General features: G+C 68.9%; 21 protein-coding genes. 6 read left to right on the forward strand and 15 right to left on the reverse strand.

The genetic code is table 11. The features are described from left to right. Positions 1 to 289: 289 nt before the first annotated feature. A complete protein-coding gene (locus BN996_RS19130) occupies positions 290 to 1,906 on the reverse strand; it encodes a long-chain-fatty-acid--CoA ligase (protein WP_089781761.1) in 1,617 nt (538 codons plus the stop codon). 191 nt (positions 1,907 to 2,097) lie between these two features. Here BN996_RS19130 and BN996_RS19135 point away from each other — a divergent pair, with 191 nt between their 5' ends. The 3 genes from BN996_RS19135 to BN996_RS20315 all read left to right on the forward strand — a co-directional run bounded on the left by BN996_RS19135 (position 2,098) and on the right by BN996_RS20315 (position 4,844). Beyond that, the gene (locus BN996_RS19135) at positions 2,098 to 3,648 is read left to right on the forward strand and encodes a cobyric acid synthase (protein ID WP_089781763.1); all 1,551 of its coding nucleotides are present in this window, start codon (positions 2,098 to 2,100) and stop codon (positions 3,646 to 3,648) included. 129 nt (positions 3,649 to 3,777) lie between these two features. Beyond that, the gene (locus BN996_RS19140) at positions 3,778 to 4,434 is read left to right on the forward strand and encodes a lactate utilization protein (RefSeq protein ID WP_089781765.1); all 657 of its coding nucleotides are present in this window, start codon (positions 3,778 to 3,780) and stop codon (positions 4,432 to 4,434) included. Between the two features lie 266 nt (positions 4,435 to 4,700). Further along, positions 4,701 to 4,844 carry an HVO_A0556 family zinc finger protein gene (locus tag BN996_RS20315; RefSeq protein WP_167344176.1) on the forward strand — a complete coding sequence of 48 codons (144 nt, stop codon included), beginning with the start codon at positions 4,701 to 4,703 and terminating at the stop codon, positions 4,842 to 4,844. Between the two features lie 24 nt (positions 4,845 to 4,868). Here the strand turns inward: BN996_RS20315 and BN996_RS19145 are convergent, their stop codons facing one another. Further along, entirely contained in the window at positions 4,869 to 6,128 is a 1,260-nt protein-coding gene (locus tag BN996_RS19145) for an ABC transporter substrate-binding protein (protein WP_089781767.1), read from the reverse strand. A 94-nt stretch (positions 6,129 to 6,222) separates the two neighbouring features. Here BN996_RS19145 and BN996_RS19150 point away from each other — a divergent pair, with 94 nt between their 5' ends. Continuing rightward, positions 6,223 to 7,458 carry an ABC transporter substrate-binding protein gene (locus tag BN996_RS19150; protein ID WP_089781769.1) on the forward strand — a complete coding sequence of 412 codons (1,236 nt, stop codon included), beginning with the start codon at positions 6,223 to 6,225 and terminating at the stop codon, positions 7,456 to 7,458. Positions 7,459 to 7,545: 87 nt separating this feature from the next. Here BN996_RS19150 and hutH read toward each other — a convergent pair whose 3' ends face one another. The 4 genes from hutH to hutU are packed head-to-tail and all read right to left on the reverse strand — an operon-like array spanning position 7,546 to position 13,072. Next, complete coding sequence (gene hutH, locus BN996_RS19155) at positions 7,546 to 9,132, reverse strand: histidine ammonia-lyase (protein ID WP_089781772.1); 1,587 nt, start codon at positions 9,130 to 9,132, stop codon at positions 7,546 to 7,548. Continuing rightward, a complete protein-coding gene (gene hutI / locus BN996_RS19160) occupies positions 9,125 to 10,363 on the reverse strand; it encodes an imidazolonepropionase (RefSeq protein ID WP_089781774.1) in 1,239 nt (412 codons plus the stop codon). The genes hutH and hutI overlap by 8 nt, the downstream gene beginning before the upstream one ends. Next, on the reverse strand, positions 10,356 to 11,306 hold the full coding sequence (hutG, locus tag BN996_RS19165) for a formimidoylglutamase (protein WP_089781776.1): 951 nt from the start codon (positions 11,304 to 11,306) through the stop codon (positions 10,356 to 10,358). The genes hutI and hutG overlap by 8 nt, the downstream gene beginning before the upstream one ends. After that, positions 11,303 to 13,072, reverse strand: coding sequence for a urocanate hydratase (gene hutU / locus BN996_RS19170; protein WP_089781778.1), 1,770 nt, complete (start codon positions 13,070 to 13,072; stop codon positions 11,303 to 11,305). The genes hutG and hutU overlap by 4 nt, the downstream gene beginning before the upstream one ends. A gap of 87 nt (positions 13,073 to 13,159) precedes the next feature. Here hutU and BN996_RS19175 point away from each other — a divergent pair, with 87 nt between their 5' ends. Continuing rightward, on the forward strand, positions 13,160 to 13,810 hold the full coding sequence (locus tag BN996_RS19175; RefSeq protein WP_089781780.1) for a helix-turn-helix domain-containing protein: 651 nt from the start codon (positions 13,160 to 13,162) through the stop codon (positions 13,808 to 13,810). 3 nt (positions 13,811 to 13,813) lie between these two features. On the opposite strand, the gene BN996_RS19180 is transcribed toward BN996_RS19175, so the two are convergent. Continuing rightward, complete coding sequence (locus tag BN996_RS19180) at positions 13,814 to 14,215, reverse strand: VOC family protein (protein ID WP_089781782.1); 402 nt, start codon at positions 14,213 to 14,215, stop codon at positions 13,814 to 13,816. A 370-nt stretch (positions 14,216 to 14,585) separates the two neighbouring features. Between BN996_RS19180 and BN996_RS19185 the strand changes: the two genes are divergently transcribed. After that, on the forward strand, positions 14,586 to 15,719 hold the full coding sequence (locus BN996_RS19185; protein ID WP_089781784.1) for an MFS transporter: 1,134 nt from the start codon (positions 14,586 to 14,588) through the stop codon (positions 15,717 to 15,719). 130 nt (positions 15,720 to 15,849) lie between these two features. On the opposite strand, the gene BN996_RS19190 is transcribed toward BN996_RS19185, so the two are convergent. From BN996_RS19190 to BN996_RS19225, 8 genes are all read right to left on the reverse strand, one after another. Further along, the gene (locus tag BN996_RS19190; protein WP_089781786.1) at positions 15,850 to 16,383 is read right to left on the reverse strand and encodes a 3-isopropylmalate dehydratase small subunit; all 534 of its coding nucleotides are present in this window, start codon (positions 16,381 to 16,383) and stop codon (positions 15,850 to 15,852) included. Next, complete coding sequence (locus BN996_RS19195) at positions 16,380 to 17,693, reverse strand: 3-isopropylmalate dehydratase large subunit (protein WP_089781788.1); 1,314 nt, start codon at positions 17,691 to 17,693, stop codon at positions 16,380 to 16,382. The genes BN996_RS19190 and BN996_RS19195 overlap by 4 nt, the downstream gene beginning before the upstream one ends. A gap of 1 nt (position 17,694) precedes the next feature. Continuing rightward, entirely contained in the window at positions 17,695 to 18,654 is a 960-nt protein-coding gene (locus BN996_RS19200; protein WP_089781790.1) for a hydroxymethylglutaryl-CoA lyase, read from the reverse strand. After that, positions 18,651 to 19,856: a CaiB/BaiF CoA transferase family protein gene (locus BN996_RS19205; RefSeq protein ID WP_004967838.1), complete on the reverse strand. Its 1,206-nt coding sequence runs from the start codon at positions 19,854 to 19,856 to the stop codon at positions 18,651 to 18,653. The genes BN996_RS19200 and BN996_RS19205 overlap by 4 nt, the downstream gene beginning before the upstream one ends. A gap of 142 nt (positions 19,857 to 19,998) precedes the next feature. Beyond that, positions 19,999 to 21,399, reverse strand: coding sequence for a dihydroorotase (locus tag BN996_RS19210; RefSeq protein WP_089781792.1), 1,401 nt, complete (start codon positions 21,397 to 21,399; stop codon positions 19,999 to 20,001). Then, on the reverse strand, positions 21,396 to 22,055 hold the full coding sequence (locus BN996_RS19215; protein WP_089781794.1) for an isochorismatase family protein: 660 nt from the start codon (positions 22,053 to 22,055) through the stop codon (positions 21,396 to 21,398). Before BN996_RS19215 ends, BN996_RS19210 begins: the two co-directional genes overlap by 4 nt. 66 nt (positions 22,056 to 22,121) lie before the next feature. After that, positions 22,122 to 23,099: an LLM class flavin-dependent oxidoreductase gene (locus BN996_RS19220; protein ID WP_089781796.1), complete on the reverse strand. Its 978-nt coding sequence runs from the start codon at positions 23,097 to 23,099 to the stop codon at positions 22,122 to 22,124. Next, positions 23,096 to 23,503 carry a nuclear transport factor 2 family protein gene (locus tag BN996_RS19225; protein WP_089781798.1) on the reverse strand — a complete coding sequence of 136 codons (408 nt, stop codon included), beginning with the start codon at positions 23,501 to 23,503 and terminating at the stop codon, positions 23,096 to 23,098. The genes BN996_RS19220 and BN996_RS19225 overlap by 4 nt, the downstream gene beginning before the upstream one ends. Between the last annotated feature and the right edge of the window lie 144 nt (positions 23,504 to 23,647).

The following is a 23,647-nucleotide window of genomic DNA, read 5'->3' on the forward strand; positions in this document are numbered from 1 at the left end:
GTCGCGGACCAGATAGTCGTCGACGCCGACCGATCCGTCTCCTGTCTCGTCGCGCTCGACCGGACGCTCGAAGGCGTCCCGGAGCGCCGAGACGACCGAATCGGAGACAACGCCGTCGGCCGCGACGTAGAGAATCGCGCCGGCGGCGGTGCCCCCTGAACTCGGGGGAGACATGTTAAATGGGAGATATTCAGAGAGCCAATAATATCTTGCGGGCGAACGGTCGGAGTTTCGAGGGACGGGAGTCGAAGACGGCCGGGCGAGCGAGTGGTCGACGCGCCGTCGCGGCCTACCCCTGTCCGACCATCCGCTCTTCGTCGTCCCACTCGCGCTTGCGGAGTTCGTACTTCTGAATCTTGCCGGTCGCGGTCTTGGGAATCTCCTCGACGAACTCGAACTCGCGGATGGCCTTGTAGCCGGCGAGGCGGTCGCGGGTGTACTCGGTCAGTTCCTCGGCGGTGACGCCGGGGTTCTCCACGTCGCCGTTCGCGGGGACGACGAACGCCTTGGGCGTCTCGCCCCACTTGTCGGACGGCGCGGGGATGACCGCCACGTCGCCGAGGGCGTCGTGGTCGAACAGCGCGTCCTCCAGTTCGACCGAGGAGATGTTCTCGCCGCCGGAGATGATGATGTCCTTCTTGCGGTCCTGAATCGCTATCATCCCGTCCTCGTTGACGACCGCGAGGTCGCCGGTGTGGTACCAGCCTTCGAGGCGGTCGTTGAACGCGTCGTGGGTCTCGTCGGGTTTGTTCCAGTACTGCTCCATCACCTGGTTGCCGCGGACGACCACCTCGCCGATGCTGGCGTCGTCGCGCGGGACCTGTTCGCTATCGTCGTCGACGACGCGCAGGTCGGTCCCGAGCGGCGCGACGCCCTGCCGCTGTTTGAGCGAGAAGCGAAGGCCGCCCTCGTCGGGGATGAGCCGGTTCGCGTCCGAGGTGGCGATGAGCGGGCCGGTTTCGGTCGCACCGTACAGCTGCGTGAACTCCCAGCCGAACTCCGATTCGGTGTGGCGAATCGTCGCGCTCGGGGCGGCGCTGCCGGCGGCGGTCACGCGGACCGGGTTGTCGCCGGCGTACGCCGGGTCGTGCTCCTCGGCGTACTCGCGCAGGATGGACAGCACGGTGGGCGCGCAGCAGAAGAACGACACGTCCTCGTTGGCGATGGCGTCGAACACCCGCTCGGCGTCGACCCCGCGGGTGCAGACGTGTTTCGCCCCGCGGCCGGTGACGGCGTAGATGTGGCCCCAGCCGTTGACGTGGAACATCGGGAGCGTCCACAGATACACGTCGTCGTCGGCGATGTGGTGGTGAATCGTCACCAGTTGGGCGTGGAGCGACTCGGTGCGGTGGGTCCGGCAGACGCCCTTCGGGTCGCCGGTCGTCCCCGAGGTGTAGTTGATGGTGATGAGTTCGTCCTCGGACATCTCGGGGCGCTCGTAGTCGTCGGCGTCGGCCTCGTCGAGGAACGCCTCGAAGTCGAGCCAGTCGCCGTCGACGGCGGCGGGGTCGTTCGTCACGAACACCTCGGCGGGCACGTCGTCGCGGACGGCCTCGATTTTCCCCGCGTACTGGTAGTCTGCGTAGACCACGCTCGCGCCGGAGTCCGAAAGCAGGTACTCGTAGTCCTCCGTCGTGAGCCGGTAGTTCAGCGGGACGTGAAGCGCGCCGCACTGCATCGCGCCGAAGGCCGCTTCGAGGTGGCAGTGCGTGTTGGGGTCGAGCACCGCGACCCGGTCGCCCTTCTCGACGCCGCGGGATTGTAGCGCCGCCGAAAACCTGTCCACCCGCTCGCCGAACTCCGCGTAGGTGAAGCGCTCGCCGTCGACGCCGACGACGGCCTCGTAATCGCCGTAGTACGTCCGGGCCCGGTCGAGGAAGTCCGTCACGAGTAACTGTTTCTTCATTCATGATAGACCGGGCGGGCGAGCGAACTAAACGCACCACTTCCGGCAACATTTCACAGAGCCGACGTGACCACCACAGTATGACGGGGAGGTCGTGGAGGGAGTCGAACGCGCCGCCGGACGCGACGGGGCCGCGCCCGCCCGACGCCGAAACGAACACCTTTGAACCGCGCGGCCCTGACTCCCGGCAGATGACGACGCCGACCCTCCTCGTCGCGGGGACCGCGAGCCACGTTGGCAAGAGCACCGTCGCGGCCGGGCTCTGTCGCCTGTTCGCCGACCGCGGCCTCTCAGTCGCGCCGTTCAAGGCCCAGAACATGAGCAACAACGCCCGCGCGGTGGCGACCGCCGCCGGCGACGATTTCGGCGAAATCGGCGTCTCGCAGTACGTACAGGCTCGCGCCGCGCGGGTCGCGCCGACGACCGACCACAACCCGGTCCTGCTCAAGCCCCACGGCGACGGCACCTCGCAACTGGTCGTCCACGGCCGGGCGGTCGGGCTCAACGCCGCCGGCGACTACTACGCGACCCACTGGGAGGACGCCCGCAAGGCGGCGGTCGAATCACACCGTCGGCTGGCGAGCGAGGCGGACGTGGTCGTCGCCGAGGGGGCCGGCTCCATCGCCGAGATAAACCTCCACGACCGCGATTTGGCGAACGTCGAGACCGCCCGCTTCGCCGACGCCGACATCCTCCTCGCGGCCGACATCGAGCGCGGCGGCGTCTTCGCCAGCCTGCTGGGGACGCTCGAACTCCTCCCCGAGGACGTGCGCGACCGCGTCGTCGGCGCGGTCATCACGAAGTTCCGCGGCGACCCGAGCCTCCTCGAACCGGGGCTCGACGAAATCGAGGAGCGGACCGGCGTGCCCGTCCTCGGCGTCCTCCCCTACGACGACCCCGGCCTCCCGGAGGAGGACAGCCTCGCGCTCCCCGCGGAAGGCGAGCGCGCCACCGTCGGCGACGACGACGGCGTCGCGGCCGAGAACGCGGTCACAATCGGCGTGCCGCGACTCCCGCGCATCTCGAACGCGACGGACTTCGGCCCGCTTTCCGAGACGCCGGGCGTCCGGGTCGCCTACCTCCCGCTCGACGCGACGCTCGACGGAATCGACGGAGTGGTCCTCCCCGGAAGCAAGAACACGGTCGACGACCTGCTCGCGCTCCGCGACGCCGGCTTCGGCGACGAACTCGCCGCGTTCGACGGCCCGGTCGTCGGCATCTGCGGCGGCTACCAACTGCTCGGCGAGACCATCGAGAACGCCGATATCGAGGGTTCGGGAGACGACGAGACGGTCGACGGGCTCGGCCTCCTGCCGGTGGTCACGCGGTTCTCCCACGACAAGCGAGTCGAACCCGTCGCCGTCGAGTTCGACGGCGCGGGACCGCTGGCCGGCGCGACGGGGACCGTGGACGGCTACGAGATACACATGGGCGACAGCCGCATCGTCGGCGACGCGAGCCCCGTTTCGGGCGACGGCGCGGCGCTCGGGCGGGTCGCGGGGACGTACATCCACGACCTGTTCGCCAACGACTCGCCGCGGAACGCGTTCGTGGACGCCGTGTACGAGTCGGCCGGGCGCGACCGGCCGGCGACGGACCCGCTCGGAGCCGACGCGGACGCCGGCGCGTCGGGCGACCCCTACGACCGCGCCGCCGCGCTCGTCGCCGACAACCTCGACGTGGCGGCGCTCCGTGACGCGCTCGGACTGGAGTGGCGGAGTCGCCAACGCGGCGACGCGTAAACCCGTCTCCGACGAGGCCGGTAACACGCCCGTAACCACCTGACACCGCCGTCAGCGAGCGTTTAACACCTAATAGGCGCTACACACGTTCGTCGGAGCACCCACCGAACTCCACCACCACACTCACACATGTCTCAACAGAAATCCGACTACGCAGACGACGCCGACATCGACGCCGACCTCGACCGACTCCCCGAGGACGAGGCCATCGAAGTGACCGTCGAGAACCTCGAAGCGAGCGGGTTCGACGTCGTCGTCGTCGACACGGCCGACGAGGCGCTCGAAACCCTGCGGTCGCACATCCCCGCCGGCGTCTCCGTGATGAACGGCCACTCGACCACCCTCGAAGAGATCGGGTTCGACGACTACCTCAGCGAGGGCGACCACGACTGGGAGAGTCTGCCGGACCAGATTTGGAGCATCGACGACGACGCGGAGCGACAGGCCGCCCGCCGCGACTCCCAGACCGCCGACTACTTCCTCGGCGGCATCAACGCCATCTCGCAGACGGGCGACCTCGTCGCCGCGGACCTCTCGGGCAGTCGCATCGGCGCGTACCCCTTCGCCGCCAGCAACGTCGTCATCGTCAGCGGCATCAACAAAATCGTCCCGACGCTCGACGACGCGCTCGACCGCCTCGAATCCGTCGCGTACCCGCTCGAAAACGAGCGCGCGAAGGAGGCCTACGGCGTCGAGTCCATGATTGCGAAGCAACTCATCTTCCGGCAGGAAGTCGAGGAGGGCCGAACCACCGTCGTCCTCATCCGCGAGCAACTGGGCTACTAACGTCCGACTCGCCTTTCCCTCGACACGTTCCCACGCTCCTCCGGGGAGCTTCCTGCGCCCGGTGAATCCATCACCACTACCACACCGGGCCACTACCACACCGGACCACCACCATTCCCCCGGAACCCACCGTTTTTCGGTCCCGCATCGTGAGCCGCGTCTGTCGCCGGCAAAACGGCTCGAACTGGATAGTTCTCGGGAGGGCCACGGTCGGGGATATATCGAACCGTAGAAATGTTCTTGGGACTGGAGCCGAATCGTTGGGTATGTCGGAACCCGCGCACCTGCTCGGCACGTTCGACGAAGAGGACTGCACCTACTGCGACGGCGACCTCGTGACCGGGAGCTACAAAGACAACGAGGCCATCGTCTGCGACGACTGCGGGACGCCCGCGGTCCAACTCTGGTAAGGGGCCGTCGAAACGCCGGTCGCCTCAGTCGCCGGTGACGATGTCGGCGACGCGGTCGCGGTCGAACAGCCGTTCGGCCTCGGGAATCTCGGGATACGCGCCGCCCGCGTACTCCGGCCACGCGCCGAACTGGTCCGGATAGAGCTGTTTGGCGGTCATCTCCAACTGGAACAGGTTCATAATCGGCCCCTGCACCGGCGTCCCCGATGGGAAGACGCGCTCGTTCCGGACCGCGCTGAGTTCGCTCCCGACGGGGTGGTTTTCGAGGTCCCGTCGAATCGCCGCCACGTCGTAGTACGAGTCGATACCGTAGCTGTGGAGCAGTACGTCGGGGTCGATTTCGAGCATCGTCTCGAAGTCGTAGGAGGTCTCGAACGTCACGTCGCCGGCCGCGAAGGCGTCGGTGATCCCGAGCGGACGGATGTGCGAGGTCGCGAAGCCGGCTGCGTCGATTTTCGTCGGGTAGAACGTCTCGTCCATGTAGATGACGACGCCGACGGTCGGCCGCTCCGACTCGGGCGGGAGGTCCGACTGAATGGTGCCGAGGAGGTCGCCGTGGACCGCTTCGAGCGCCGCGAAGCGGTCTTCCTCCTGAAACACCTGCCCGACTTTCTCGACGATTTCCCAGAGCGTGTAGTACTCGTAGTCGGCGGCGTACGGCTCGGGCGGCTGGGCGTGCGTGCGGCTGTAAGCGTTGCCGAACCACGGGCCGACCCGCTCGCGAATCTCCTCGACGTCCGACTGGTCCCAGCCGTCGAATCCGGCCACGAGCGCCGGGTCGACGAGGTGCAGGTCGGAGTCCAGTTCGTAGACGAGCTCCTTGTCGATGTTGACGCTCCCCGACCCCGAGTTGAGTTGCGCGAGGTCGCTCCGGTCGAACGAGACGCCGTCGAGGCGCTCGTAGTAGGCGTCGAGCGTCCGGCCGCCGGCGTCGCTGTCGAAGCCGAGGGAGTTCACCGCGTCGCCGTGGCCGAAGGCGACCGCGGCGTCGGCGTAGACGAGGTTGTACACCATCACGCGCTCCGGGACCGATTCGAACGTCACGTCGCCGGCCGGCGACATCGACACCGCGTACCCGGCGGAGTCGCCGTCGGCCGCAGTCTCCGCGTCGGAAGCCGCTTCGGTCGCGGTCGTCGTCGCGGCCGTCTCTGTCGCGTCCGTCGGCGAGCTCGCGTCGTTCCCCCCGGCGCAGCCAGCCAGCAGGCCGCCGGCGAGCAGCGCGCCGCCACTTTTGAGATACGCGCGCCGCGTGGGTGTCGCCCGGTCGGTGAAGTCTTCGCCCATGGTTTTAGGCAACCCTAAACGGATAAATCCGTTTCGGAGTTTTGGCGAGCCTAAATCGGTACGCCTATATGTATTAGGCGGGCCTAAAAATACGATGGCAGACAGCGACGGACCAACGCGCAGGAAGTTCTTGACCTACGGCGGTTCGGTCGCCGCCGGCGGACTGCTCGCCGGCTGTACCGGTTCGTCCGAGTCGGACGCGACGGCGACGGACGCGGCCGCGGCGGACACCGCCGCGACCGCCGAATCGACGGCGACGAGCGAGTCGACCGCGGAGTCGACGGCCGACGGCAGTTCGTACACGGTGTCGATGGCACCGATGGGCGACGTGACGTTCGAGGGCGTCCCCGAGAGCATCTTCACGCGGCTGACCCACCACGCGGGGATGGCGTTCGCGCTCGGCCACGGCGACGCCGTCAACTCGATGCACGCCCCCGACTACTACGACGCGCTGTGGAACCAGTTCACGCCGCGACTCCCCGGCGTCGAACTCGACTGGACCGGCCTGTACTCGTCGTGGGAGCCGTCGAAAGAGCGGCTCTACGAACTCGACAGCGACGTGCACCTCGCCGACCCCGCCAGCGTCTCCGCGCTCGGCAGTTGGAGTCAGGCCGACCTCGACGAAATCGAGGAGAACGTCGGCCCGTGGTTCGGCAACAGTTTCAGCGCGCGCCACCAAGCGCCGCCGACCGAGTGGGCCGACGCCTACGAGTACTACGGCCTCTGGGAGATATTCGCCAAGGTCGCGCAGGTGCTCAAGGAGGAGGCGAAGTACGAGGCGCTCGCGGCGGTCCGCGAGGAACTGCTCGCGGCGATTTCGGCGGACCTCCCCGCGGAGGCCGACCGCCCGACCGCCGTGCTCCTCGGCCCGAGCGACCTGGAGTCCATCTACGCGTACAACCTGAGCACGCCGGGGTTCCTGACCGCTCACACCCGCCCGCTGAAGCCGGTCAGCGCGTTCGGCGACGACGTGGAGTCCGGCTCGACCGTCGACTTCGAGACGCTCCTCGAAGCCGACCCCGACGTGATTCTCACGCTCGGCGGGATGCATCCGAACACGAGCATGCCCGACATCCGCGCGGGCCTCCGCGACGACCCCGTCGGTGCCGAGATTTCGGCCGTGCGGAACGACCGCGTCTACGCGCAGGCCGGCCGCTATCAGGGGCCGATACTCAATCTGTTCCAGTTGGAGATGACCGCCAAACAGCTCTATCCGGACCAGTTCGGCGCGTGGCCCCAGTACAGCGAGGGGCCGTATCCCGATATTCCCGAAGAAGAACAGCTATTCGACCGACAGCGCGTCGCCGACATCATCAACGGCAATCTCTGAGTCGGCGACCGCGGACATCTCGTCGGGGCGACCTCGTGGCCTCGTCGGCGGCGGCGCGAACGGCGTCGACGGCGACGCGCCCGGCGGTCAGTCGGAGAGCCCGGCGTCCGCGATAGCCGCGCGAATCGCGCCGAACCGGACGAGGTCGGCCGCGGTCTCCAGTTCGCCGTCGAGGCGGCGGTCCTCGTCCAGCGGCGGAACCACGGACCGAATCGCGTCGCGGACGGCTCCCGTGCCGGTGCCGAGTTCGAGGCCGTCGCCGAGGAACTCCGCGGCCTGCGACCCACAGAGGAGTTCGACGCCGACGATGGTCGCGACGTTCTCGGCGACCGTGCGGGCGTTGAGGGCGCTCTGGCCGCTCATGCTCACGTGGTCTTCCTGCCCGCCGCTGACGGGCGTCGAGTCGATGGAGGGGCGACCGAGCGACCGGCACTCGTTGAGGAGCGCCGCGGCGGTGTACTGCGCAATCATGTACCCGGAGCGGAGGCCGCTGCGTTCGGTCAGGAACGGCGGGAGGTACGACTCCTGCACGTCGGGATTGAGCATCCGGTCGGTCCGGCGCTCGGAGATGGCCGCGAGTTCTGTCAGCGCGCCGGCGGCGTAGTCGAGTCGGAGCGCCAGCGGTTCGCCGTGGAAGTTGCCGGCGGAGACGACGGCGGCCGCGTCGGTGCCGGGCGCGCGCTCGTCCACCGCGCCGGCCGGGAAGACGAGCGGGTTGTCGGTGACGCTGTTGAGTTCGACCTCGACGGCCTCGCGGAGGTGCGAGACGGCGTCTCTGACCGCGCCGTGGACCTGCGGGAGACAGCGAATCGAGTAGGCGTCCTGCACGCGCTCGCAGTCCTTGTGCGATTCGAGGACGGTCGACCCGGCGGTGAGGCGGCGAATCGCGGCCGCGCTCTCTTTCTGACCGGGGTGGGGGCGAACCTCGTGGATTGCGGGGTCGCAGTTCGCCGTCGTCCCCATCGTGACCTCGGTCGCGAGCGCGCCGGCGGCGTCGGCGGCCTCGACGGTTCGCTCGGCGTCGACGACGAACAGCGAGGCGAGGCCGACCGTCAGTTGCGTCCCGTTGATGAGCGCGAGGCCCTCCTTGGAGGCGAGCGTCACCGGTTCCAAGCCGACCGCTCGCAGGGCTTCGTCGCCCGGGAGTCGCTCGCCGTCGACGCGGGCCTCGCCCTCGCCGATGAGGACGAGCGCCATGTGCGCGAGGGGCGCGAGGTCGCCGCTCGCGCCGAGGCTCCCGCGGGAGCGGACGACCGGCTGAACCCCCTCGTTGAGCATCGAGACGAGCAGGTCGACCACCGAGGGCCGAATGCCCGAAAAGCCCTTGGCGAGCGTGTTGGCCCGGCTGACCATCATCGACCTGACCTCCTCGCGGGCGAGTTCGCGGCCCGCGCCGGCGGCGTGACTGCGGACGAGGTTGGTCTGGAGGCGCTCGATGTCCTCGCGGTCGATGTGGGTCTCCACGAGGTGTCCGAAGCCGGTGTTGACGCCGTACACCGGTTCGCCGGAGTCGAGGACGGACTCGACGCGCTCGCGCGACTCGCGCATCCGCTCGCGCGACTCGGCGGCGAGCTCGACCGGGGCGTCGTGGCGGGCGACGGCCGCCACGTCTTCCGGCGCCAGCGACGCGCCGTCGAGCGTGACCGACTCGGGGAGCGACGCGGCGTCACTCACGGGCGACCACCCCCGATTTCAGCACGGTCGAAACGGGGTTCGTGTCGAACCGGTACGAGAGGTGCGACGCGGTCGGCACGTCGAGCACGACGGCGTCGGCAGGGGCTCCCGCGCGGAGCGTGCCCGTGCCGTCGTCGCGGTCGAGCGCGCCCGCGGCGGCGCTCGTGACGCCCCGAATCGCCTCGTGGGGCGTCATTCGCATCCCGACGCTGGCGAGAGTAGCGACGAAGCTCATGCTTCGGGAGAAGCAGTTCGGGTTGAAATCGGTGGCGAGCGCGACCTCGTGGCCCGCGTCGAGGAAGGCGCGGGCGTCGGCGTAGTCGGCTCCGAGGCCGAACGCCGTGCCGGGAAGCATGACCGGCGTGACGCCGGCGTCGACGAGCGTCTCGCGGCCCGCCTCGTCGGTGTGAAGCAGGTGGTCCGCGCTGGCCGCGCCGACCGCGGCCGCGACGTCGGTGCCGCCGATGGCGGCGAACTCGTCGGCGTGAATCTTCGGCGCGAGGCCGTGGTCGCGGCCCGCTTCGAGAATCCGACGGGACTGCTCGGCGGTGAACACGCCGCGCTCGCAGAACACGTCGCAGAACTCGGCGATGCCCTGTTCGGCGACCGCGGGGAGTTGGTCGGCGACGACCGACTCGGCGTACTCCTCGGCGTCCACGCCGCGGGGGACGGCGTGTGCGCCCATGAACGTCGGAATCACGTCCACCGGGTGGTCCGACCCGGCCGCGTCGACGGCCGAGAGCATCCGTAGTTCGGTCTCGGTGTCGAGGCCGTAGCCGGTCTTCACCTCGACCGTCGTCGTCCCGTGGGCGAGCATCGCGTCGAGGTGCTCGGTGAGGTTCGCCACCAACTCGTCGTCTGTGGCCTCGCGGACCGCGTCGACGGTGCGGAGGATGCCGCCGCCGTCGGCGAGAATCTCCTCGTAGGTCGCGCCGCGGAGCTTCGCCACGAACTCGTCGGAGCGGTCGCCCGCAAAGAGCGCGTGGGTGTGAGGGTCGACGAAGCCCGGCAAGACCGTCTTGCCGGTCGCGTCGATGGCCGTCTCGGCGTCCGCGACGGGGTAGTCCGCGAGCACTTCGGCCGTGGGTCCAACGGCGACGACCTCGCCGTCGAGCGCGGCGAACGCGGCGTCTTCGAGGACGACGACGCCGGTTCCCTCGTCGGGGCCGACGACCAGTTCGGCCGCGCCGTGGACGACCGTGAGGCCGGCCGCGGAACCCGCGTCAGTCACGGGACACCACCCCCGCGAGGAAGTGGGCGACCGCGCGGGCGGCCGCGCCGACGGTTCGGCCGTCCTCGTCGTCCAGCGGCGGCGCGCACTCCACGACCTCGAAGCCGACGACGCGGGGGTCGGCCGCGACGCGGCGGAGCATGGAGAACAGTTCGCGGGTGGTGACGCCGCCGGGGGTCGGCGCGCTCGCGCCCGGCGCGGCCGTCTGGTCCAGCACGTCCACGTCGAGGCTGACGAAGACGCGGTCGCAGGCGGCCAGCGCATCGAGGGCGAAGTCGGCCGTCTCGACGGGGCCGCGGCCGACCTCGTCGGCGGTGAGGATGGTCCCGCCCGAGTCGCGCAGGAAGTCGGCGTAGGCGGTCGAGGTCTCGAAGTGGCGCGCGCCGACCACGGCGAGGCGGTCGAGGCCGGCGTCGAACAGTTGGCGGTAGGGCGTCCCGCTCGTCGGGCCGTCGGCGGGTTCGCGGCAGTCGAGGTGGGCGTCGAAGCTCACGACGCCGACCGAGTCGTCGCCGGCGAGAAGCGGCGTGACGTTCCCGACCGTCAGGGAGTTGTCACCGCCGAGGAAGACCGGGAGCGCGCCGCGCTCGTAGACGGCCGCGGCCTCGTCGGCGACGACGGCCTGCACGTCGGCGACGTGGTTCTCGGGGTCGTCCGCGTCGTTGTACGCCTCGACCGGGAGGTCGCCGAGGTCGGCGACGCCGGCGACCGGCCCCTCGTCGAAGTGGTGGGTCTTGACGCCGGCGAGGGCGCGCCGAATCGCGGCCGGGGCCTCGCGGGCACCGCGCCGGCCGATGACGGCCCCGTCGTAGGGTTCGCCCACGAGGACGGCTCGGAAGTCGCCCGCGTCCTCGATTTCGGCCGGGGAGACGACGCGGCCGAACTGCTCGTCGTTCGGGTCCGACGAGGTCCCTTCCCACGCGGGCGGGTCGGTGAGGCTCATTCGTCACCTCGGGCGGCGGGTTCGTCGTCCGCGTCGTGGTCCCGCATCGGGATTCGGACGTTCGACCGGGTCGCCTCGTCCAGCGCGTCCTCGTAGCCGGCGTCGGCGTGGCGGACGACGCCCATGCCGGGGTCGGTCGTGAAGACGGCGCGGGCCTTCTCAGCCGCGAGGTCGGAGCCGTCGAGGACGACGTGGTTGTTCGCGTGCAGCGAGTTGCCGATGCCGACGCCGCCGCCGTCGTGGACGCTCACGATGTCCGCGCCCGCGGCCGTGTTGAGAAGCGCGTTCAGGATGGGCCAGTCGGCGACCGCGTCGGTGCCGTCGCGCATCGCCTCGGTCTCGCGGTACGGGCTGGCGACCGACCCGGCGTCGAGGTGGTCGCGGGTGACGACGACCGGCGCGGAGACCTCGCCCGAGGCGACGAGGTCGTTGATCTTCAGCGCGAACCGGGCGCGCTCCGTGAGTCCCTCGTCGTCGGTGGCGTAGCCGAGCCAGCAGACGCGCGAGGGGAGCCCCTGGAACGACACCTGCTCCTGTGCGAGGTCTATCCAGCGCATGAGCGACTCGTTTTCGGGGAACAGCGCTCGAATCGCCTCGTCGGTGCGGTGGATGTCGGCGGAGTCGCCGGAGAGCGCGGCCCACCGGAACGGCCCGCGCCCGCGGCAGAACATCGGGCGGATGTACGCCGGGACGAAGCCGGGGAAGTCGAAGGCGGTGGTCATCCCGCGGTGGTCTTGGACCTGCCCGCGGATGTTGTTGCCGTACTCGAAGGCGATTGCGCCCGCGTCCTGTAAGTCGAGGATGGCCTGGACGTGGCGCTCCATCGTGTCGAGGCTCGCTTCGACGTACTTCTCGGGGTCGTCCTCGCGGAGTCGGTCGGCCTCGTCGGCGGTGTAGCCGCTCGGGTAGTAGCCTTCGAGTTCGTCGTGGGCGCTGGTCTGGTCTGTGACCACGTCGGGAATCTCGTCGCGCGCGAGCAGTTCTTCGAGCATGTCCGCGGCGTTCATCTGGACGCCCACGCTGTAGGGTTCGCCCGCGTCGATGGCCGCCTTCGCGTTTTCGAGCGCCTCGTCCAGCGAGTCGGCGAACTCCATCAGGTAGTCCGTCTCGACCCGGCGCTCGATGCGGTCGGCCTGCACCTCGGCGGCGATACAGACCCCGCGGTTCATCGTCACCGCGAGGGGCTGTGCGCCGCTCATCCCGCCGAGGCCGCCGGTGACGACGAGTTTGCCCCGCAGGTCGGCGTCGTAGTGCTGGCGGGCGAGTTCGGCCAGCGTCTCGTAGGTGCCCTGAATGATGCCCTGCGTGCCGATGTACGCCCACGACCCGGCGGTCATCTGGCCGTACATGATCTTCCCCTCGGCCTCCAGTTCGTGGAAGTGCTCCCAGTCGTCCCAGCGGCCGACGAGGTTGGAGTTGGCGATGAGGACGCGCGGGGCGCGTTCGTGGGTCGGAAAGCGCCCGACCGGCTTGCCCGACTGGACGAGGAGCGTCTCGTCGTCGTCGAGGTCGCGGAGTTCGGCGAGGATGGCGTCGTAGGCGTCCCACGAGCGGGCGGCGCGACCGGTCCCGCCGTAGACGACGAGGTCCTCGGGGCGCTCGGCCACCTCGGGGTCGAGGTTGTTGTTGAGCATCCGGAGCGCCGCCTCCTGTCGCCACCCCTTGCACTCGATGTCCGTCCCGGTGGGCGCGCCCTGATACGCGCGCCACTCGTCGCTCGGGTCGCCGAGGCGGTCCCGGCGCGCCGACGATTGCTGGTCGTGCATACCTCACACATCGGGCGCGAGACGGGTAGCGATTCCCCCACCGTGCGGCGTGGTGTTTATATGTACTGCTGGCCCCACGGTCCGAGTATGTACGAGGCGAGCCTCCGAATCCGGGACGACAGCGCCTACGCGGCGGCGACGGCGGGCAACGCCGCGAGCGTCGAACTGTGGTGCAACGAGCACTGCGACATGCTCCACGTGAGCGGCGAGGTCGGAAGCGACGTGCTCGACCGCGTCGGCGACACCGTCGGCGTGGCGGCGTCGGTCGAGCGCGGCGACGAGTTGGTCGTCGTCACCGCCGACTGCCTCCGGGACCACGAGATAGACCACATCGAGGGCTACGTGCAGAAACACGGGCTACTGCTCGTGCCGCCGCTTCGCTACCGCGACGGCGCGAAGGTCTGTCGCCTGCTCGCCGTCTCCGCCGACGACCTGACGGCGTGCTTCCGCGACCTCGTGGACAGCGGCTTCGACGTGAGCGTCGAGTCCAAGCGCGCGGTGTCGTTCGCCAGCGGGAGCGGCCCGCTTTTAGCACCCGCCGACGCGATGCCCGAACTCACCGGCCGCCAGCGCGAGGCGCTCCGACTGGCCCGCGCCGGCGGCTACTACGACCTCCCGCGCGGTATCGAGACCGCGACCATCGCCGACGAGATGGGCGTCTCGCGGCGCACCGCCGAGGAACACCTGCGCCGGGCGGAGCGAAAAGTGATGGACTCGGTCGCGCAGTACGTGCTGTAAGGCTCAGCCGTCGTCGGGCGCGGCTTTCAGCTCCAGCGTGTAGCCGAACGGGTCGGTGACGTACACCGCGGGCGCGACGCCCGTCGCCCCGAGCGGTTCGAGTTGGCGGTCGATTTCGACGCCGCCGGCGTCGAGATGGTCGCGGAGTTCGTCGATGTCGTGGGCGAACTCGATGGCGACGTGGTCGAAGGCGGTCTCGGTCGGCGGTTCGAAGTTCTCGGCCGGCCGGAGGTGGATGACGCTCACCGGGGTCAATCGGACGGAGAAGAAGGGCTTTTCGCCCGATTCGAACAACTCGCGGTTCTCGATGTCGAAGCCGAGCGCGTCGCGGTAGAACCCGACCGCGGCGTCGAGGCTGTCGGCGGGGATGCGGAGGTTCACGTGGTCGATTGCCGTCGCGTCCATGCCCGCACCGTCGCGGGGGAAGATGGTAAAAATTCGTGCGGCGGCTATCGAGGACGGGGGGCGCTGAAATGGGGCATAGATAAACTGAATTGAGTTTAAAAGTCTACAATTTTTAGAAATTGTAGAATTTGTAAAAATTGTACAGTAATAGAGACGTTTCAACGAGTTATTCTCTCGATGGCTTTTCTGAGTTTGTCTAATATAAACTTCTAATTATTTACTAATACTTCATCGCCTCGGGAGACCGCGACGCCGACAACCGGAACCGACGTTCCGCAATCGTAACCCATTGGTAGCAGGTGGGTGAACGGAGGGTGTGAACCAACAGCCGACATCCGACGAGCGCTTGCTTGCGGGCTACCCGGGTCGGATGTTAGTCACCGTGTCGCTGGCGTGGGCGGTCCTTCAGACGGGGCGGTTCCTCCTGTCGCCGCTGTTGCCGACCATCATCGAGGAGTTACAGATAACGGAGGCGACCGCCGGCATCGCGCTGGCGCTGTTTCAGGGCGTCTACGCCGTCACCCAGTACCCCGGCGGCGAGTACTCCGACCGCTGGACGCGGACGACGCTCATCGTCCCCGGACTGGGCATCCTCGTCCTCGGTTTTGCCACGTTCGGCCTCGCGGGCGGTCTCGCGGGCTTCGTCGCCGCCGCGGTCGTCACGGGACTCGGGAAGGGGCTTTTCGCCATCCCCTCGCGGGCGCTCCTGTCGGACCTGTTCGTCGAACGCCGCGGCCGAGCGCTCGGAGTCTACGCCGCCGGCACCGACCTCGGCGGCCTCGTCTCCTCGGGGCTCGCCATCCTCGCGCTGACCTACGCGACGTGGCGGACGCCGTTCCTCCCGGTGGCCGTCGTCCTCGCGGGACTCACGGTGCTCTACGCGCTCTGGTCGCGAGACGGCTACGCCGTGGGGTCGCCCGAACTCCACGTCTCGGGGACGCTCAGACGCCTCTTCGCCAGCGCGGAACAGCGCCGGACGCTCCTCGCGTTCGGGCTGTTTTACTTCATGGTCGGCGGCTTCATCAACTTCTTTCCGACCTACCTCATCGAGGCGAAGGGCTTCGACCAGCAGTTGGCGAGCGCGACGTTCGCCATCGTCTTCGCCGTCGGCATCACCATCAAACCCGTCGCCGGCGGCCTGAGCGACCGGTTCCGCCGCGAGTCAATCGCCGTCGTCGGGATGCTCGTGGCCGCCGGCGCGCTCGCCGTCCTCTCGGCCGTGGCGGCGCGCCCGCTCATCTACGTCTCCGTCGTCGCGCTCGCGGCCGGCTACAAGACGGAGTTCCCCCTCGCGGACGCCATCATCATGGACAACGCGCCCGACGCCGACCGCGGGGCCGACCTCGGGGCCGCGCGGGCGCTGTTCCTCGGCGCGAACGCGGTCGGCCCGGCGTACGTCGGCATCGTCGCCACCTACGCGAGCTACGTCGCCGCGTTCGCGGGGCTCGCGGTCTGTCTCGTCGTCGCCGCCGGACTCCTCTACTGGGACGCGCGGAAGCGGTAACTGGTCGTTCGGAGCGTAAAATCGTGGAAAACAGCCGTCTGGGAATGGCGTTCGGGGGTGCCTCTGTTCGGTCGGCGTCGGCGGTCGGCGGTCGGTGCGGCGGAACGGATGACGTGAGTCGAGTGCCCGCTCAGCCGTCGAGTTTCGCCTTCGTGTAGGCTTTCAGTCCTCCCTGTTCGACGAGCGACTGGAGGAACTCGGGGAGCGCCTCCGCCTCGTACGTCTCGTCTCGCGTGTGGTTCGTCACGACGCCCGCGTCGAGGTCGACGTGAATCTCGTCGCCGTCCTCGATGGCGTCCGCGCCGGAGCAGATGAGCACCGGCAGGCCGAGGTTGATGGCGTTGCGGAAGAAGATGCGCGCGAACGACTGCGCGACGACCGCCGAGACGCCCGCGCCGACGAGCGACAGCGGCGAGTGCTCCCGCGACGACCCGCTCCCGAAGTTCTCGCCGGCGACGACGAAGTCGCCGGTCTCGACCGACGCCGAGAACTCGGGTCTGAGGTCCTCGAAGGCGTGGCTGGCGAGTTCGTCGGGGTCCGACGAGACGATAAAGCGCGACGGCGTTATCTGGTCGGTGTCGATGTTGTCGCCGAAGACCCACGCGCGACCGGGTTCGGCGGGGTCGGGGCGGCCGTCGCCGGAACCGCCGGCGGCTCCCGTCATGGCAGCACCTCCGCGAACACCGTGTCGTCGTAGCGGTTCGTCTCGACCTCGCGGGGGTCGGTGATTTCGCCGTACAGCGCGCTCGCGCCGACGGTCGCCGGACTCGACAGGTAGACCGACGACTCCATCGACCCCTCGCGGCCGGGGAAGTTCCGGTTCGCCGTGGCGAGACAGACGTCGCCGTCGCCGAGGACGCCCTGATGGTAGCCCGCGCAGGGGCCGCAGCCGGCGCTCTGGATGACCGCGCCGGCGTCGGTGAGCGTCTGGAAGACGCCCGTCCCGAGCATGTGCTGGTAGACGGACTTCGAGGCGGGGACGACGACCATCCGGACGTTCGGGGCGATGGTCTCGCCCGCGAGGATGTCCGCGACGATTTTGATGTCCTCGTACCGGCCGTTCGTGCAGGTGCCGACGAACAGCTGGTCGACCTCGGTGCCCGCGACCTCGGTCACGTCCACCGCGTTCTCGGGGTTCGACGGCTTCGAAACCTGCGGGGCGAGGGCGGCCGCGTCGTAGGTGTGGACCGCCTCGTAGTCGGCGTCGTCGTCGGAGACGAACGCGTCGCCGAGGTCGATTTCGTTCCCGGTCTGGCGTTCGAGGTACGACTCGGTCCGCTCGTCGGGCGCGACGAGGCCGGCCTTGCCGCCCATCTCGATGGCCATGTTCGAGAGGACGAGGCGCTCGTGAATCGGGAGCGACTCGACGGCGCTCCCGGCGTACTCGGCTGCCATGTAGGTACAGCCGTCGAAGCCCACGTCGCCGATAAAGCGGAGGATGAGGTCCTTCGCGTAGACGCCGTCTTGAAGCTCGCCGTCGACCTCGAAGCGGAGCGTCTTCGGGACGCGGAACCAGAGTTCGCCCGTCGCGAGCGCGGTTCCGAGGTCGGTCGAGCCGACGCCGGTCCCGAACGCGCCGATGCCGCCGTAGGTCGTCGAGTGGGAGTCCGCGCCGATGACGAGGTCGCCGGGGCCGACGAAGCCCTCCTCGACGAGGACGGCGTGGCAGATGCCGTCGCCCACGTCGAACTGGTGCGCGCCGTGTTTCGCCGCGAACTCGCGGACCGCGTTGTGGTTGTTCGCGGCCTGCACCCCGTCGGCGGGGGCGTGGTGGTCGATGGTGAAGACGGTCCGGTCGGGCGCGAACAGCTCGCCGTCGTCGCCCGTCACCTCGTCGAACGTCTGGAACGCGAGCGGGCCGGTGATGTCGTGGGCCATCGCCACGTCCACGTCGGCTTCGACGTAGTCGCCGGCGCGGGCGTCGGTTCCCGATTTCTCCGAGAGCAACTTCTCCGCGAGGGTCTTGCCGGACATGTCAGTTCTCCTCCCCGTCGGCGGCGACGGTGTCGAGGACGCCCTCGACGGTGCCGCCCGCGAGGACGTGGCTCGTCAGGCCGAGGCCCAGTCGGTCGGACACGTCGTGAGCGGCCGCCTCGATGCGGCCGAAGTCGACGCCGTGGCCGACGCCCATGCGTTCGAGCATCTGGACGAGGTCCTCGGTCGGCGTGTTGCCGACGCCGGACATGTCGCCCGGGAGGACGACGCCGCCGCCGAGGCCGCAGACCGAGGCGTCGAAGCGGTCGACGCCGACCGCCATCGCGGCCAGCGTGTTGGCGAGGCTCATCCCGTTCGTGTCGTGGAGGTGCAGGCCCATGTCGAGGCCGGGGTGCGCCTCGAACGCGGCGGTGAAGCGCTCCGTGATTTCGACCGGGTTCGCGAGGCCCATCGTCGTCGCCAGCGTCACCTCGTCGACGCCGGAGTCGACGACGCTGTCGACGACCGCGAGCGTCTCCGCCGGGTCGATTGCGCCCTCGTAGGGGCAGTAGAAGCTCGTGCCCATCCCGGCTTCGACCTCGATGCCGTGGTCGTGGGCGAGGTCGACGATGTCGTCCATCTCCGCGAGCACCTCCTCGCGGGTGCGGTTCTGGTTTTTCGCGGTGTACGTCTCGCTCACCGTGACGAGCGCGTTCACCTTGTCAACCTCGGCCTCGACGGCGCGCTCCATGCCCCGGAGGTTGGGGACGAGCGCCCGGTAGGTCACGCCGTCGCGGCGGGTGATTCGCGTCGCCACCTCGTCGGCGTCCCGCAGGGTCGGGACGGCCTTCGGGTGGGTGAAAGAGGAGAGTTCGATTTCGTCGACGCCGGTGTCCGAGAGGGCGTCGATTATCTCGACTTTCTCGTCGGTCGGGACGAACTCGTCGAGGCGCTGGAACCCGTCGCGGGGGAGCATCTCGACGACGTGGACGCGCTCGGGAAGCGAGTCGAGGAGGCTCATATCACGTCCTCCGCTTCGAGGTCCGAAAGCACCGACTCGTCGTAGCCGAGTCGGTCGCGGTAGACCGCGTCGTTGTGTTCACCGAGCGACGGACCGAGGTGGTCGACCCGCCCCGGCGTCTCCGAGAACTTCGGGAAGGCGTTCTGGACGACCGCCTCGCCGAGGTCGGGGTCGTCGACCGTCAGGAACGCCTCGCGCGCCGCGTAGTGCTCGTCGTTGAGGATGTCCTCGACGTTGTAGACGGGCGCGAGCGTCGCGTCGGCCGCCTCGAACGCGTCGAGAACCTCCTCGCGGCTGTGGTCGTCCATCCAGTCTTGGATGATGGCGTCGAGTTCGTCGACGTGTTCCAGTCGGTCCTCGTTGGTCTCGAACCGCGGGTCGTCTTTCAGGTCGGGGCGGTCGATGGCGTCGAACGTGCGCTCGGCGAGCGGTTGGGCGCTCGCGGAGATGGCGACCCAGCGGTCGTCGCCCGTCCGGTAGACGTTCCGCGGGGCCGACGAGGTCGAGCGGTTGCCCGACCGCGACTCGATTTCGCCGAGTTGGTCGTAGCGGAGCGGTTGCGGGCCGAGCAGGCCGAAGATGGGTTCGATGAGGCTCGTGTCGATGTACTGGCCGCCGCCGCCGTGGACGTCGCGGTGGTAGAGCGCGAACATCACCGCGAACGTCGAAAACAGCGCCGCGATGTTGTCGGCGAGGCCGGTCGGCGGGAGCAACGGAGGCGAGTCGGGGAAGCCGTTGAGGTAGGCGAAGCCGGACATCGCCTCCGCGAGCGTCCCGAAGCCGGGGCGCTCGGCGTACGGGCCGGTCTGACCGAAGCCGGACATCCGAAGCATCACGAGGTCGTCGTTGACCTCGGAGAGGCGCTCCCAGCCGACATTCCAGCGTTCGAGCGTGCCGGGCCGGAAGTTCTCGATGAGGAGGTCGGCCTCGCCCACGAGGTCCTCGAACACCGCCGCGCCCTCGTCGGTGGAGATGTTCAGGGTGATAGACTGCTTGTTCCGCGAGAGGTACTTGTGCCAGAGGCCGACGCCGTCTTTCTGTGGACCGAAGCGGCGGATGTGGTCGCCGAACGCCGGGTGTTCGATTTTGATGACCGTCGCCCCGAAGTCGGCCAGGAAGCGGCCGACGGTCGGGCCGGATATCATCGACCCGGCTTCGAGGACGACGAGGCCGTCGAGTGGTCCGTTCGTGTCGTTCGTCATGTCGTGTGTGTCTTCTCGTTCTGTGTCGCGTGTGGTGGTCGTGTGGTGGTGCGTGTGCGCGTCCGCGTGCCCGTCGGGACGTGTGCCCGGTTCCGCGTGGCCGGTCAGTCCGCGTTCGTGGCTCGGTTCGGTCGCCGCCGGCTCACACCGGGCGGTCGATGTGGGTTCCGTGCCCTTTCGTGCCGACGATTTCGCCGTCGTCGTAGGCGAGTTCGCCCTTCACGACGGTCTGGGTCGGCCAGCCGGTGACCTCTCGGCCCTCGTAGGGGGAGTAGCCGCTGACGCTGTGTAACAGTTCCGGCGTGACCGTCTTCGTCTCGTCGAGGTCGACGACGGCGAGGTCGGCGTCGCTTCCGACCCGGACTGTCCCCTTCTTGGGGTAGAGGTTGAACGCCTTCGCCGCGTTGGTGCTGGTGACCTCGACGGCGCGTTCGAGCGAGATGCGACCCTCGTTGACGCCCTCCGAGAGGATGAGCGGGAGCATCACCGGCGTCGAGGGGAACCCGAGCAGGCTGTCGCGGATGCCCTCGCCGAACTTGTTCTCCGCGAGGTTGGCGCAGTGGTCGGTCCCGATAGTCGAGATGGTGCCGTCGGCGAGGCGCTCCCAGAGCGTCTCTTGGTCGGCTTTCGACCGAACTGGGGGGTTGACTTTCATGCGCTCGTCGCACTCCTCGGTTGTGAGCGCGAGGTAGTGGATACACGTCTCGCCCCACGCCCGGTAGCCCGCGTCGTGGAGCGCGGCGAGTTCGTCTGCGGTCCCCCCGGCGGAGATGTGGACCGCGTAGAAGCGGTCGTCGTAGCCGTGGACCTTGGCGAGCGCGGCCCCGGCGACCATGCTCTGGGTCTCGGCGTAGCCGGGGAACTCCTCGACCATCACCTCGTAGCCCTCGTCGGCGTCGGCGTCGGTGTCGTCGGACTCCGAGGTGACGTAGACGTTGCCGCCGGCGAGCGCGTTCGTGATTTCGACGTTCTCGGAGTGGTAGCCGAGCGTCGTCGGCACGTCCTGTTCGGCGAGTTTCCGGACGAACGCATCGCCGAAGTCGTCGTGCATATCGCAGTCGACGCCGAACTTCTCGCGGGCGGCGTCCTTGTAGTTCATGTACCACTTGAACGTCGTGATGCCGAACTCGTCGATGATAGTCGGAATCTCCTCTATGTGCTCCATCGAGAGCAGGCCCAGCGAGAAGAAGTAATCGTGGTAGTAGTTCGGCTCCGCCTCGTCGAAGTAGCCCGGCATGATGTCCTCGTAGGCCCCGGCCCGGCGGAAGTAGTTCCCGATGGTGGTCACGCCGCCGACGAGGTCGGACTTGGACTCGGACTCGGCGTCCGCCTCCAGCCCGCGGTAGATGCCGTGGTGGGTGTGCGGGTCGATTGCGCCCGGGAGCACGTGCTTGCCCGTCGCGTCGATTTCCGTCTCGCCGGAGAGCGTGCCGGGGGCGGCGACGGCGGAGATGGTCTCGCCGTCGGCCGCGACGTCGGCTTCGAAGGTGCCGTGTTCGGGCGTGACGACGGTGCCGTTCGAGATGACGAGGTCGTGAGTCATAGCGTCTCGACCCACTCCTTGACCGCCTCGGTCTCCAGCACCTCGGCGTACTTCATCCACAGGTCGAGGAGGCCGATTTTGTGGGACGCCTCGATGCGGTCGAAGATGCACTCCTGCGGCAGGACGACGCTGAAGCCGTTCTGCTTGGCGTCGACCGCGGTGGCTCGGACGCACCCGCTCGTGGAGTTGCCGACGATGACGACCGAGTCGTGGCCCCCGCGGACGAGCCGCGAGAGCAGGTCGGTCCCGTAGAACGCCGACGCGTAGGACTTGTCGACGACGGTGTCGCCCGCCTCGGGCGCGACCGGGTCGACGATGTCGAGGTCGGGGTGGTCGGGGTCGTCGTAGCTCGACGGGACGACCCGCGTGTACGTCACCGGAAGCCCCTGTTCTCGCGCGAAGTCGAGGAACGGGTCGATGTGTTCGATGGCGTCCCACGCGACGTCGCCCATCGCGGTGCGGTACTCCTCGATGGCGTCGAGGATGGGAACGTTCTCGCCGACGATGAGCCGCTGCATGTCGATGACGAGAACCATCGGGTTCTCGCCCATGCCGCGGGACTCCCACGACGAGGCGCCCTCCCTGTCGTAACCAGCCTTCGTGATGACCTGTTTATCCTGTTCGGATAGCAGGTCCTCCCAGATACGGTCTGTCATGACTCGCTTCGCCTGAGATGCGGTGGCATCCAGCATAAAAGTACGGCACGGTCCGCCGGCGTCATGTTACGGGGCGAACACCTCCAGCGTTCGGGCGACCCACTCGCGGTCGACGCCGGCGGGCGCGCGGACGACCGGGAGGTCGACGCCCATCTCCCGGAGTTCGCCGAGCCGTCCCCGCACGTCGTCGGGCGCGCCGACCAGGGCCACGAGGTCGAGGAAGTCGGCCGAGAGTTCGCGCGCTCCGGCCTCGGTCGTCGGCGCGGCCCGGACCGCCTCGACCTCGCCGGCGAAGCCGGCCTGCTCGGCCGCGCGGTCGTAGTAGCCCGGCACGTCCCGCAGGTAGTAGGCGACGTGTTCGGCCGCCGCCCGCCGCGCCTCGTCGGGGTCGTCGTGGACGGCCGTGAGGACGTACATCGCCACGTCCACGTCGCTTCGGTCGCGCCCGCTTCGGGCGGTGCCGGTGTCGAGCCACCCCAGCGCCTCCTCGAACTGCGGGCGCGGATACAGGTTCGGAAGCCAGCCGTCGGCGACCTGCCCGGTCAGCCGGACGTTCGCGGGGCCGAGCGCGCCGTTGTAGATTGGTATCTCCTCGCGGACGGGTTCGAAGGCGTCCCAGAAGCTCGTGCGCTCGGGCGAGAAGAACTCCCCGTCGAACGAGTCGGCGTCGCCCCGGAGGTAGCGCCGCACGAGGTCGACGTACTCGTGGAGCCGCGACAGCGGGCGGTCGAAGGGGACGCCGTGGAACGCCTCGACGACGCCGGGGTGGGCGACGCCGAGGCCGAGAATCGCGCGCCCGTCGGAGTGGTCGTCGAGGGTCGCCGCGGCCGCCGCGAGCGCCGCCGGCGTCCGCGAGAACACGTTGACGATACCGGTCGCGAGGCCGATTTCGTCGGTGTGGACGGCCCAGCGTTCGAGCTTTCCGAAGGCGGTCTTGCCCTGTCCCTCGGCGGCCCACGCCGACTCGTAGCCGAGTTCCTCGGCGCGGACGACGAGCGAGGGGTCGTCGCGGAGCGCGAACAGGACACCGGTTCGCTCGCTCATTCCTCCGCCGGAACCGCGGGCGCATCGTCGGCCGGGACCGGGACGACGCCGTCGACGGCGAGGTCGTTCCAGATGTCGAGGCGCTCGATGAGCCCCCGGCGGACGACGTAGATATCGACGTAGCGAACGTCCGAGAACTCCGCGCCGTCGTTGTCGACGCCGTAGAGCGACCCGACGCTCACGACGGTGTCGCCCGCCTCCATCCAGCGGTCGAACTCCTTTGCCGCCCACTCGTACCGCGGTTCGAGGTGCGCGAGGAAGTCGTAGGCCGCGGTCGGTCCCTCGAAGGTCGCCCCCGGCAGGGAGATGACGGCGTCCTCGGCGAACAGGTCGCCGACGGTGTTCCTGCGGTCGTCTTCCATGCGGTCGAAGAACTCCTCGACGATATCTCGTGGCGAGTCCATGCGGTATGGGTGTTCTCGACACACATAGTTTTTCACTCCGTCGTTCCCGACAATCTGTCGTTCCTGAACGTTCGAGTCGGCGCGACGGCGGACGCGGCCGCAGGAGCGACGGGGGGATTGTTCTCACGTGCGCCCACGAAACCG

The sequence above is a fragment of the Haloferax massiliensis genome, assembly GCF_001368915.1.
Taxonomy (GTDB): Archaea; Halobacteriota; Halobacteria; order Halobacteriales; family Haloferacaceae; genus Haloferax; species Haloferax massiliensis.

Excerpts from the sequence above, each read along its gene's own strand:
- BN996_RS19185 (WP_089781784.1), top strand. The coding sequence starts at position 14,586 with ATGTTAGTCACCGTGTCGCTGGCGTGGGCGGTCCTTCAGACGGGGCGG.
- BN996_RS19140 (WP_089781765.1), top strand. The coding sequence starts at position 3,778 with ATGTCTCAACAGAAATCCGACTACGCAGACGACGCCGACATCGACGCC.
- BN996_RS19215 (WP_089781794.1), bottom strand. The coding sequence starts at position 22,055 with ATGACAGACCGTATCTGGGAGGACCTGCTATCCGAACAGGATAAACAG.
- BN996_RS19195 (WP_089781788.1), bottom strand. The coding sequence starts at position 17,693 with ATGTCCGGCAAGACCCTCGCGGAGAAGTTGCTCTCGGAGAAATCGGGA.
- BN996_RS19175 (WP_089781780.1), top strand. The coding sequence starts at position 13,160 with ATGTACGAGGCGAGCCTCCGAATCCGGGACGACAGCGCCTACGCGGCG.
- BN996_RS19210 (WP_089781792.1), bottom strand. The coding sequence starts at position 21,399 with ATGACTCACGACCTCGTCATCTCGAACGGCACCGTCGTCACGCCCGAA.
- BN996_RS19190 (WP_089781786.1), bottom strand. The coding sequence starts at position 16,383 with ATGACGGGAGCCGCCGGCGGTTCCGGCGACGGCCGCCCCGACCCCGCC.
- BN996_RS19135 (WP_089781763.1), top strand. The coding sequence starts at position 2,098 with ATGACGACGCCGACCCTCCTCGTCGCGGGGACCGCGAGCCACGTTGGC.
- BN996_RS19220 (WP_089781796.1), bottom strand. The coding sequence starts at position 23,099 with ATGAGCGAGCGAACCGGTGTCCTGTTCGCGCTCCGCGACGACCCCTCG.
- BN996_RS19225 (WP_089781798.1), bottom strand. The coding sequence starts at position 23,503 with ATGGACTCGCCACGAGATATCGTCGAGGAGTTCTTCGACCGCATGGAA.
- hutG (WP_089781776.1), bottom strand. The coding sequence starts at position 11,306 with ATGAGCCTCACCGACCCGCCCGCGTGGGAAGGGACCTCGTCGGACCCG.
- BN996_RS19205 (WP_004967838.1), bottom strand. The coding sequence starts at position 19,856 with ATGACGAACGACACGAACGGACCACTCGACGGCCTCGTCGTCCTCGAA.
- BN996_RS20315 (WP_167344176.1), top strand. The coding sequence starts at position 4,701 with ATGTCGGAACCCGCGCACCTGCTCGGCACGTTCGACGAAGAGGACTGC.
- BN996_RS19180 (WP_089781782.1), bottom strand. The coding sequence starts at position 14,215 with ATGGACGCGACGGCAATCGACCACGTGAACCTCCGCATCCCCGCCGAC.
- BN996_RS19130 (WP_089781761.1), bottom strand. The coding sequence starts at position 1,906 with ATGAAGAAACAGTTACTCGTGACGGACTTCCTCGACCGGGCCCGGACG.
- BN996_RS19145 (WP_089781767.1), bottom strand. The coding sequence starts at position 6,128 with ATGGGCGAAGACTTCACCGACCGGGCGACACCCACGCGGCGCGCGTAT.
- BN996_RS19200 (WP_089781790.1), bottom strand. The coding sequence starts at position 18,654 with ATGAGCCTCCTCGACTCGCTTCCCGAGCGCGTCCACGTCGTCGAGATG.
- BN996_RS19150 (WP_089781769.1), top strand. The coding sequence starts at position 6,223 with ATGGCAGACAGCGACGGACCAACGCGCAGGAAGTTCTTGACCTACGGC.
- hutU (WP_089781778.1), bottom strand. The coding sequence starts at position 13,072 with ATGCACGACCAGCAATCGTCGGCGCGCCGGGACCGCCTCGGCGACCCG.